The following is a 10,470-nucleotide window of genomic DNA, read 5'->3' as shown; positions in this document are numbered from 1 at the left end:
TAAGAAAAGATATGGAAGCTGAATTTGAGGAAATTAAAAGGTTTGCAGAAGCAACACTAGGCGAAATGCCTGAAGTCATTGTTCAGCTTTATAAATTAAATGAAGGTGCGGCTATAGAGCAATTTTTTATATAAATCGGGCTCAGGGCTAACCTTTACATTAACTGTTAAGGTTAGTAAACCTTCATTGCCCATAGACATAGTTACTCAACCTTGTATTTGGCTATATTGACTTTTCTCATGCAATTTGGGCATGTTGCATAATATTGTTTCTTACCTTTGTAGTCCCATACATATCCACACCTAGGGCATCTAAGTTTTACCACTACTTACCACAAGATAACTAATAAGAAAATAGCCCTTATAAGCTTTTCTCATCCCCGCCTTAAAGGTGAGGCTTTCAGTTGTAAAAGCAAAAACCATACCTAGGCCAACTCCCATTAACCCAAGAGGGGAATATTTCAAACTATAAACTCCCGGATCCCATGGATGTGGAACGCGCAATAATATTACTATACCTAAAATAAATATTAAAACCATTTCTATTGTGCCTGTATAAACGCTGTACCTTAATGATGGCTTTATCCCAAAGTATGCTAATAAAAATGCCAATACTGCAACCAATAATCCTAAGGGATACCATGAATAGCTAGGTAATGAAATTCCAAGAGCTTGCAATCCAAATATTATAGCTAAAGAGGTTTCAAAATATATAAAAGGTGTAGCTCCAATAACTGTATAGAGCATATATACCCATCCACCAAAAGCACCTACCCTTGGACCAAAACCTCTCTCTATATACCTATAGTATCCTCCGCTTGATGCAACACTTCTTGAAAATTCATAAACAACATATGCTGCCGCGAAAACTGCAGGTATTGAAAATAAATAAGCTAATGGTAAAGCACCATATGCAAAGCTAGCAGCACCTGTCATAGTTGCTAGTGCCGCTATTGCTGGAGCGGTAAAAGATACTGATTGAAAAATCAATTCCAAAAAGGTTACGCTGCCCCTTGCTAATTCTCTATGTTCCTCTCCCATAAATAACACACCACCTAAGCTCAAAAAAAGTGTTGGAGCTTAAATTTTTATTTAATACTACCGCTTGACCTTGAAATTATTACTTTTCTGTTTATAAAGAGCAGGATATAATCTAGTTTGTCTTGAGGATGAAGGTCCCCAAAAAATGATTGCTTTATGCCAGCAAATCGGTAAAACACTATTGGCGCTGCAACTCCTATATTATTCCTATATTCCCTGCATCCACTTTATTAACAAATTCCCTTGCATAATATCCTGATTTAGTCTAAATTAAGGAAGCATTACCATAACGACTCTTATAAGAGGTATAGTTTGAAAATATCTTTATTTTTCCATCATTTTTATGGAAAAGTATAATCATTTTAATTGCAGTTTCATTACCGTCTGTTCCTGAAGTTCCAAAGAAGTACTTAGCAAGATTATATGACGGTATTGATTTTAATTCAGAAGAAACCTTCGCCCTAATTTCTGTAGCATAACCAGATTGTATATACTCTAAAGTGTTTAACTGATCGTAAACTGCTTTGGCTATCATTTTATTGACAATCCCTAGGTTTGAGCACATGCCCTGACTGTTTTTATAGCATTTTACTCTTCCTGCATAGCAACTTTGACAGCACTTGCAAGGGTTGTAGGGTGGCGTTATGCTTTACTGAGCCTAATAATACAGCTGATCCTTGCATTTCTGTTCTCTTATATAACGTTCTATCTGATATCCCTTTTATAATTTTTCTATAAAGATTTTTATAAGTATTTGCTAATTTTATTGCCCTATATTCATACAAGGTTTATTCATATAAAAATACATGACTATACAGAACTACTTTTTCGACTCACTTAAAAGATTTTTTATTCTAATTGATTTTTATTAAATAAATCAAAGGCCTTTTATAAAAATGCGGCGGCCGGGATTTGAACCCGGGACCTCTGGCGTGGCGGGCCAGCGTCCTAATCCAGGCTAGACTACCGCCGCCCTCACTAACTATAGCAATTTATTAGGGTTTTTAAGGTGAACTACCCCGTCCTCACAGACAGGGCATCCCCACCTCGCGGTGAGTATTCCTGCTTCTTCCAGGAAACCTACTATACACCCCCTCTGAGAAGGGAATGTATAGAGAGGTTTCCTATAAACAGGCTCTAAGGGCAGTCCCGACCCCGCACGAAGAATATTTAGAGAAGCGTTATAATCACTGTCTACAGTCCAACCACAATTAGGGCAACTAAACACACAGTCAGCCAAAGTCAGGTCATTCTTAACGTGTCCACATTTAGCACACGTTTTTGAAGTATTTCTTGGATCTACCTTCACCACCCTTCTACTAGCGCTACTAGCCTTATAGGAGAGGTGGATCATAAACGTGGAGAAGTTAGATTGAAGAATATGCTTTCTCAAAGTTTTACTTTTACTATCTTCAACCATTTCCTTTACATTGAGGTCTTCCACGCAGATCTCATCATACTGTTCTACGAGCCACAACATAACCTTATGAATATAATCATTCATGAGATTTTTCACATGTTCATGTATCCTGACTAACTTCTTTCTGACATTCTCGTAGTTTCTAGATCCCTTCTTTTTTCTTGATAGCGATTTTTGCAGGATCTTTATTCTCTTCTCTACCTTATCAAAAACCTTAGGATTTTCTATTACTACACCATCAGAAGTAGTTACAAGTTTTTCAACTCCTAAGTCTATTCCAACCACTTTTCCAGTCCTTTCGAGAGGTTTCTTTTCAACCTCGACCTGAAATATTGCATCTGACTTCCTCCCCGCCCTGAAGGGCGAGGTTGCTGTTCTCAATATCAGCCAGCTACACTCTTCTTTATCATTACTCCTTTTTATCTTCTTGCGGTCTGTGGAAGAGTACTTTTATTTCTCCTATTTTTGAGAGAATTAGTTTGTCACCAACCACTTTGTAATTCACATTAATAAATGTTTTAAATAAATATAGATAACTGCAAAAGTTGACTGAGAAATTGGTGGAAACAATGATAAGCTTCAAATGGGTTTACAATAACGATGAAATAAATTTCGGACCTTCTTCTTTAGATAACTTAAGAAACTATCTAAATAATGTTAAAAAGACTATAATAATAACTGGCAAGACTTCAGCAAAAGCTAGCGGTGCGCTAGATGATACAGTAAAAATATTAAAAGAATTCAATATTTCATATACAATATTTGATAATGTTTCTCCTAATCCTTTATCATCTCAAGCAGATGAACTAGCAAAAGCAGTTATTTCTTATGGTGCAGACATAATAATAGCTATTGGAGGAGGTAGCGTTATAGATACTGCAAAGTTAGGCTCGGCCGTTGCAGCTAATGGTGGAAAAACAATAGATTATCTATACAATAAAAGAAAGGTAGAAAAAATTATTCCTGTTTACGCTGTTAATTTAACTCATGGAACTGGAACAGAAGCCAATAGATATGCTAACACAACTGATACAGAAAGAGGAGATAAACTCGGTAATGCCATTTGCTATCCCAAAGCATCTTTTGATGACCCAAAGTACACATTAAGCATGCCAAAAGAGGAAGTTTTGTGCACAACATTTGATGCCTTTTATCACGCATATGAATCCACTACTACTTCAGGCAGCTCCCCATTAGTCCAGATGCTATCAGAAGAAACTGTGAAACAAATCAAAGAAAATTTACCTCTTGCTATTCAAAATTTAAATGATGTAAATCCAAGATATTATCTCCTATATGCCTCTATGATAGCAGGCGTTTCTATAGATCTGAATCCAACAAATATTATACACGCTTTAGAAAACATAATGAGCGGTTTAGTTCCATCATTACCTCATGGATGCGGACTAGCTATTATAGGCCCATTATTAGCCCCATTAATACACAAGTCTTCACCAAATGAATCAACAAAAATTTTAAAAATTTTAAATCCTGATATTAAACCAAACTCTGATCCTTCAATGATTACAAAAACAATAATAGAATTTCAAAGTTCTGTAGGCTTTAATAAAAAGTTACGTGATTATGAATTTGGCCGTGATATGCTGAGAGAATCAATAAGGAGGGCATTTTCCAACCCAATCATAGCAGACAGATTAAAAAATAGGCTTTACGGGATTAATATAGATGAAAAAGTTTTGATTAATATGCTTGAAAATTCCATTTAATTCTTAAGCTTACAAATTTAAACCGCGAATTTTACGATACTTTTTGTAAAGACTTAAGAGGTGCCGTTGGTGGCAAGAAGAAGGAGGAAGAAATCATTAAAGCCAAAAAGGCCAAGACATCCGAGCAGGTATTTCCAATGCCCAAGATGCGGGTCTATGACTTTAACAATAGACTTTGTTAAAATAAAAGGTAATGATGAAGAAAAAATAGCAATAGCAAAGTGTGGGAACTGCCATCTATATTGTGAGCTAAAGGTTCCTAAAGTTTTAGATAGGGTTGACGTTTATAATAAAATAGTCGATTTGAGTTATGACAATAAATTAAGTGAATGCGAAAAAACGGAAGAAATGAAACTAGAAGAGGGGAATATTGAAGAAGATGAAGAACAATGATGTATTTAGGGATTAATGGGTGGAATATTGAAGAATAGGGTATTTAAAAAATTATTGGAGGAAAAAATGAATAAAATACATTTAACGTTAATAGATCCAGATAAAACTTCACCTGAAATGGCAAGGTTAGTTTCCTTGAGCGCATATAAAGCAGGTTCTAATGCCATTTTAATTGGAGGGTCTTTAGGAGTTTATGAACCTCATTTAACAGAACTTGTAAATTCTTGCAAAGAATCTGGATTGCCTGTAATACTATTTCCAGGTAACATTAATGGTTTAACGGCATCTGCAGATGCGGTTTTATTTATGCTTTTACTAAACAGTGATGATCCATATTATGTAGGCGGTGTACAAGCCCAAGCAGCACCCATAATATTAAGAATGGGACTTGAAACAATACCCACAGCATATATAATAATAGGTCATGGGGGTGCTGCCGGGTATATAGGAAAAGCAAGACCTATTCCCTATGAAAGAGGCGATATAGCTGCTGCTTATTCTTTAGCAGGAGCAATGCTAGGCGCTAAGGTAATTTATTTAGAAGCTGGGAGTGGAGCCCCCTACCCAATACCACCACAAACTATATCTTTAGTTAGGAGGGCTTTAGATCAAATAGATTACGACGGCTTATTAATAGTTGGCGGAGGCATAAATAGTCCTGATGTAGCTAGAGAAGCAATAAAGGCTGGTGCCGATGGAATAGTTAATGGAACTATTGTTGAAAGGGATCCAAATTCTATATATCATATGATAAAAGCAGTTAAGAGTTAGGAATACACGCGGGTTTAGTTAAAAAAGTATTTTTACAACTGAAAGCCTCACCTTTAAGGCGGGGATGAGAAAAGCTTATAAGGGCTATTTTCTTATTAGTTATCTTGTGGTAAGTAGTGGTAAAACTTAGATGCCCTAGGTGTGGATATGTATGGGACTACAAAGGTAAGAAACAATATTATGCAACATGCCCAAATTGCATGAGAAAAGTCAATATAGCCAAATACAAGGTTGAGTAACTATGCCTATGGGCAGTGAGGGTTTACTAACCTTAACAGTTAATGTAAAGGTTAGCCCTGAGCCCGATTTATATAAAAAACTAGTAGATTTAATGAAGCAATATAGGGAAGCCCTCAACTATTCTATAAAATTTATAATAGAGAATAAAGCAATAAGCCTTGGAAAAGCCCATAGACTTTTATACAAAGTTCTTAAGGAAAAATATGGCTTGCCCTCAAAAATTGCTCAGGATTGTTATAGAGAGGCTATTGCTATAGCTAAGTCTTGGCTTAAAAATACCAATAAAGGCAAGATACCCAGAGCTAATAATCTTAGGATTTGGTTAACACATGGGCAGAGCTATAGAATTAAAGGTGATTATGTAGAGCTATTGGGAGGCTATAGGCTTAAAATTATTGGCTTGGATAGGAGATATGACAGCTACCCTAACAGGGAGGCTAGACTATTGCTTAAAGATGGTAAGTTTATTCTTAAGATATATAAACGTGTGCCTGAGCCAGCTAAGTATAGCCCTAGTGGAGTCTTAGCTGTTGATGTTAATGAAAGACAAATAGTTGTAGGTAATAGAAAAAGCGAGTATAGGTTTGAAACGCATATTGAGAGAGCTCTGCATTATAGACAATTAGCTGAAAACCTTCAGAAAAGGCATTCCTATCCTAAATACAATGCCTCGCTTAGGAGAAGAGGCATTAAGAGGAGGATAAAAAGCTTTCACAGGAAGGCTAAAAACATTATAGATGATTGGGCTAAGAAGGTATCCCATACAATTGTATTGCTAGCAAAACAACGTCAACATGCTGTTGTTAGAGAAGACTTGACAAACTTAGTAGAGGCTCTCAGGAAACTACCCAAGGAGCACAAAACTGCATTGCTAATACTAGGTTATAGAAGGTTAGAATATTGGATAGATTGGCAATGTGAAAAGCAGGGGGTACCATCAATTGTTATCAATCCTAAAGGTACATCGTCAATATGCCCAATATGTGGTTCAAAGCTTGTAGAGGTTAATTATAGGAAGCTGAAGTGTCCTAAATGCGGTTTTGAGGCTAATAGAGATACTATAGCAGTAATAAATATTGAAAAGAAAGCATACAAAAAGATGGGGGGATCTCTGACCACCCCGACTGCCCCTCAGATGACAGATGTAATCCCGAACAGATGAGGGGAACCCTTGCCCTTCAGGGCGGAGAGGAGGTCAGATCATATGCAGGCTGGGGTTCAATGACTTTTCTTGGAGGAGAAGCTAAACAAGCCCACGTTAATATAAGAAGAGGAGTCATAGCAACTATAACCCTGTTGGTAATTTTCTTTACTTTTGCAAGCTATACTATGACAGTTGGTTGGGGTCCAAATAACATGTCTACATATTTCAGCAACTTTGTCCCCGGATTAATAGAAGCAGTAAAATATGGGGGTTTTATTTTAGCATCAATTATATTTATATTTATGGCTAACAGCGGTTTTGTCGATACAGTTGCTATAATAAATGCAGGATCTAGAGATATGTATACTATGGCCAAAGATAATGCTTTACCATCACAGCTATCTTTAACACATAAAAAATATAAGAGTCCTCATATATCATTAATAGTTATGACCGCAGTTGGGATTGCCCTATTTACAATAACAGGTTGGGTTTTAGGGCCTCTAAACGCATTTTTAGTAACAGGGTTATGGACAGGTTTGGGCACATTAATAGATCACATTATGGTTAACGCAGCATTGCCTTTTTATATGAAAAAGAGGAACAGGCTAAATTCACTTCACGTAATAATACCTATAATAGCAACATTAATATTCGGTTTTGCTATATACGCCTCATTCACTTCAATAAACATCTATGTAATAATAGGTACAACAATCGTTGCTGCTTGGCTCATAGCTGGAGCTATACTTTATTATAGGAAAAAGGATCTAAGAGTTAAATTAGAGCAGGGAGAGGAGATTTGAAATTAGATGGCTTTGATTTATCAAACGTTCATTTTGTTTGGTCCCCTTATAATAAGCCAAAGCTTTATATAAAGCCAGGTGATGAAGTAGAAGTATTAATACCAGACTCTTCAACTAATCAAATAAAATATGATTTTAAAACAGAAGATATGCATAAGATTGATGAATCAAAATTTGATGGGGCTGTTGGGCCTATTTATGTTGAGGGGGCAGAAGAAGGAGATACTTTAGTTGTTACATTAAAAGAGATCGAAGTTGGTAATTGGGGATGGTCTGCTATACTGAGCAATTTCGGTCTTTTAAAAGGTTTATTTAAAGAAAAACTAGTCATTTGGGATATTAAAAATGGTTATGCAACAGCAAAAGACTTTTTAAAAGGTATTAAGATACCTATAAATCCGTTTTTAGGAGTTATTGGAACTGCACCAAAGTTTGGTGATTTACCCATGATACCTCCTCATAGTTCAGGAGGTAACATGGATAATAGGTTATTAACCCAAGGTTCAGTAATTTACTTCCCAGTTAACGTAAAAGGGGCATTGCTTTCTCTTGCAGATCCCCACGCATCTCAAGGTGATGGAGAAGTTTCAGGAACAGCAATAGAAACCTCAGCAAGAGTATTAATAAAGGTGGATTTAAGAAAGGGGGAGAAGATTGATACACCAAAGGCTGTTGTTAATATTAATGATGCCGGTAAACAAATAGTAACTATGGGTATAGATAAAGACCCCATAGCTGCAGCTAGAAAAGCCGTTTTAAACATGGTTGAAGAATTGAAGAGCAAAGGGTTGAGCGGAGAAGAGGCATATATTCTATGTAGTGTAGTAGGTAACCTGAAGATGAGCGAGGTAGTTGATGAACCAAATTATGTTGTCTCATTTAGTATACCAGAAAAAATAATAAATATTAATGCATAAGAACTTTCTTTTTTCTAAATAATTGTGTGCAATAATGAGCGATAGGCATTTAAATCCGATATTGCTAGATAACCCTATAAGAAAAATTTTTGATAGGAAAAAGGCTTTAAAGTACATTAAAGAGGATATGGTAGTTGCTGATATAGGGTGCGGACCAGGTTTTTATACAGTAAAGCTTTCTAAAATAGCCAAATTTGTTTATGCTGTGGATTCCGATAAGAAAATGATAGATATATTGAATAAAAAAATTGAAAGGCTGGGATTAAAAAATGTTGTAACACAATTAGCTTCTGCTAATAAATTAAAAATAGAATCTGAAATTGTTGATTTCGTTTTTTCAAATAATGTTTTATGTTGCATGTTAGATCATAAGGGTGCTATTAATGAAATTTACAGAATTTTAAAACCTAAGGGAATGGCATATATAAGTATTGAAACGTTAAGCAAGGGAAAAACTTCTGTTAGCGAAAATGAGTGGAAGGATTTATTAGGTAAATTTAAAATAATAAAGGAAGAAAATAAGTTGTTTTTTAGAGAAGCAATAGTAGAAAAAGAATAGAAAGAGAATCTAAACTTTTTTCAACCTAATGGGATATGTAAAATATTTACCTTCTCTTCCTTCTATTATATTTTGATTTTTAAATAAATTTATAGCTGGTTTATTATTTCTTTTTAAGGTTTATAAATAATTATTAATTAAAGAGGAACTTTTTTAGCTTAATTATTAATATTACAATTTATTATTTTTAACTCTATTAGCTTTTATACTTTTAAATTTAACCACTAAGCGGTGAGTAAATTGGTAGATTTGAAAGTTGTAAAGTCTTATCATTATTATGATCCAGTTCATGCATATTTTTTAGTTTATGGTATACTGCATAACAAATTCAGCGAAAAAATTAAAATAGACCCAAGTTATGAGGAATTCGATAAATTAAACCAAAGAGTAATAACTAGGAAAGATCTTGAAGTTACAGCAATATCTTCAGTTAATTTATGGAGAGTTGCAGATAGCTATTATTTACTAAGAAGCGGCAGCACTCAAAGAAGTGATGTAGGACCTATAATTGTTTCAAAGAAAATGTATAAAAAAGATGAGATAAATGATTTAAGAATTGCAATACCTGGGAAATCGTTTAGTGGTTATTTTTATTATAAGCTCTTCTTTAATTCTAAGGAAGAAGTTGTGGTAAGGTTTGACGAGATAATCAACAGCGTTGTAAAAGGGGAAGTTGACGCAGGTTTATTAATACCTGGGCCAACTACGACTGCTATTTATCAAAAATACGGTTTAATAAAAATTGCAGATATAAATGAGGAATGGAAAAATAAAGCAGGAAATTTACCATTACCTATGGGATCATATGTTGTTAGCAAAAGACTTAGCTATGAAGATGCATTAGAAATTAGGGTAATATTTCAGCAATCAATAAAATATGCATTATCGCATCAAGAAGAAGCATTAAACTATGCATTAAACTATGCACCTGGTTCAGATAAGCCAACTGTTAAATCTTTTATAGATGGCTGTAAATCAATTTATGATATGGGGGTAGTTGGAATAAAATCAATTAAAAAAGTTCATGAGATAGCAAAGGAAAGAGGGCTTATAGATAAAATACCAGAGTTCGAGTTGGTATAAAGGACGAGTAGCATCATTTATTTTAGATCTATCTGACCTCCTCCCCGTCCCAAAGGGCGAGGCTTTCAGTTATAAAGATTTTTAAATTCTAATAAATTTAATAAAAAGTGTCCCCCCTGGGCTGAATCCTTTCTCATGTTAATAGAAATCTTTTTTTACCTATTTATTATCAACTAATCTTGTGGAGAGATTGCTGAGACATAAGGAGGGACAAAGATTGCTTATCAACCCGATGGGGGCGATGCCCTAAGGGTTGGTGTTTGCGAAAGGGGGAAGGAAAAGGGCTGGAGATGTGACCCCCGTGCCGTTGGGGTCGAAGGAGTCCCATGACCCACCTACCACAAGTGGGTGGTTGAGGGCTAAGTCCCTA

13 protein-coding genes, 1 tRNA gene and 1 pseudogene are annotated in these 10,470 nt (G+C 35.3%); 9 read left to right on the top strand and 6 right to left on the bottom strand.

Features of this window, described 5'->3' with window-relative positions; translation table 11 throughout:
• Window positions 1-202: 202 nt before the first annotated feature.
• From RXO53_RS06560 to RXO53_RS06535, 6 genes and pseudogenes are all read right to left on the bottom strand, one after another.
• Window positions 203-325, bottom strand: coding sequence for a hypothetical protein (locus RXO53_RS06560; protein ID WP_410712653.1), 123 nt, complete (start codon window positions 323-325; stop codon window positions 203-205).
• Window positions 312-1,040 (bottom strand): amino acid permease, encoded by a 729-nt coding sequence (locus RXO53_RS06555; protein WP_410713440.1) that lies wholly within the window; start codon window positions 1,038-1,040, stop codon window positions 312-314. Before RXO53_RS06555 ends, RXO53_RS06560 begins: the two co-directional genes overlap by 14 nt.
• 265 nt (window positions 1,041-1,305) lie before the next feature.
• Complete coding sequence (locus RXO53_RS06550; protein ID WP_410713439.1) at window positions 1,306-1,605, bottom strand: hypothetical protein; 300 nt, start codon at window positions 1,603-1,605, stop codon at window positions 1,306-1,308.
• A 13-nt stretch (window positions 1,606-1,618) separates the two neighbouring features.
• A complete protein-coding gene (locus RXO53_RS06545) occupies window positions 1,619-1,825 on the bottom strand; it encodes a hypothetical protein (protein ID WP_410713438.1) in 207 nt (68 codons plus the stop codon).
• 112 nt (window positions 1,826-1,937) lie between these two features.
• Window positions 1,938-2,013: transfer RNA gene (locus RXO53_RS06540), tRNA-Gly, on the bottom strand.
• 41 nt (window positions 2,014-2,054) lie between these two features.
• Window positions 2,055-2,959, bottom strand: a pseudogene (locus tag RXO53_RS06535) (RNA-guided endonuclease InsQ/TnpB family protein); the annotation flags it as partial.
• Window positions 2,960-3,029: 70 nt separating this feature from the next.
• Here RXO53_RS06535 and RXO53_RS06530 point away from each other — a divergent pair.
• The 9 genes from RXO53_RS06530 (at window position 3,030) to RXO53_RS06490 (ending at window position 10,100) form a co-directional block, all read left to right on the top strand.
• On the top strand, window positions 3,030-4,187 hold the full coding sequence (locus RXO53_RS06530) for an iron-containing alcohol dehydrogenase (RefSeq protein WP_410713437.1): 1,158 nt from the start codon (window positions 3,030-3,032) through the stop codon (window positions 4,185-4,187).
• A 69-nt stretch (window positions 4,188-4,256) separates the two neighbouring features.
• The gene (locus RXO53_RS06525; protein WP_410713436.1) at window positions 4,257-4,580 is read left to right on the top strand and encodes a hypothetical protein; all 324 of its coding nucleotides are present in this window, start codon (window positions 4,257-4,259) and stop codon (window positions 4,578-4,580) included.
• A gap of 27 nt (window positions 4,581-4,607) precedes the next feature.
• A complete protein-coding gene (locus RXO53_RS06520; protein WP_410713435.1) occupies window positions 4,608-5,351 on the top strand; it encodes a geranylgeranylglyceryl/heptaprenylglyceryl phosphate synthase in 744 nt (247 codons plus the stop codon).
• 116 nt (window positions 5,352-5,467) lie between these two features.
• On the top strand, window positions 5,468-5,590 hold the full coding sequence (locus RXO53_RS06515; RefSeq protein WP_410712653.1) for a hypothetical protein: 123 nt from the start codon (window positions 5,468-5,470) through the stop codon (window positions 5,588-5,590).
• A gap of 2 nt (window positions 5,591-5,592) precedes the next feature.
• Window positions 5,593-6,753, top strand: a complete 1,161-nt coding sequence (locus RXO53_RS06510) for an RNA-guided endonuclease TnpB family protein (RefSeq protein ID WP_410713434.1) — start codon at window positions 5,593-5,595, stop codon at window positions 6,751-6,753.
• The gene (locus tag RXO53_RS06505; protein WP_410713433.1) at window positions 6,750-7,541 is read left to right on the top strand and encodes an APC family permease; all 792 of its coding nucleotides are present in this window, start codon (window positions 6,750-6,752) and stop codon (window positions 7,539-7,541) included. Before RXO53_RS06510 ends, RXO53_RS06505 begins: the two co-directional genes overlap by 4 nt.
• Window positions 7,538-8,458: an acetamidase/formamidase family protein gene (locus tag RXO53_RS06500; RefSeq protein ID WP_410713432.1), complete on the top strand. Its 921-nt coding sequence runs from the start codon at window positions 7,538-7,540 to the stop codon at window positions 8,456-8,458. Before RXO53_RS06505 ends, RXO53_RS06500 begins: the two co-directional genes overlap by 4 nt.
• 34 nt (window positions 8,459-8,492) lie before the next feature.
• Window positions 8,493-9,017, top strand: coding sequence for a class I SAM-dependent methyltransferase (locus RXO53_RS06495; protein WP_410713431.1), 525 nt, complete (start codon window positions 8,493-8,495; stop codon window positions 9,015-9,017).
• A 240-nt stretch (window positions 9,018-9,257) separates the two neighbouring features.
• On the top strand, window positions 9,258-10,100 hold the full coding sequence (locus RXO53_RS06490; RefSeq protein WP_410713430.1) for an MqnA/MqnD/SBP family protein: 843 nt from the start codon (window positions 9,258-9,260) through the stop codon (window positions 10,098-10,100).
• Window positions 10,101-10,470 lie beyond the last annotated feature (370 nt).

It is taken from the genome of Caldisphaera sp., assembly GCF_046536515.1.
Classification (GTDB): Archaea; Thermoproteota; Thermoprotei_A; order Sulfolobales; family Acidilobaceae; genus Caldisphaera.
Note: the sequence above shows the minus strand (reverse complement) of the source record. Positions and strands in the feature narration are given on the sequence as shown.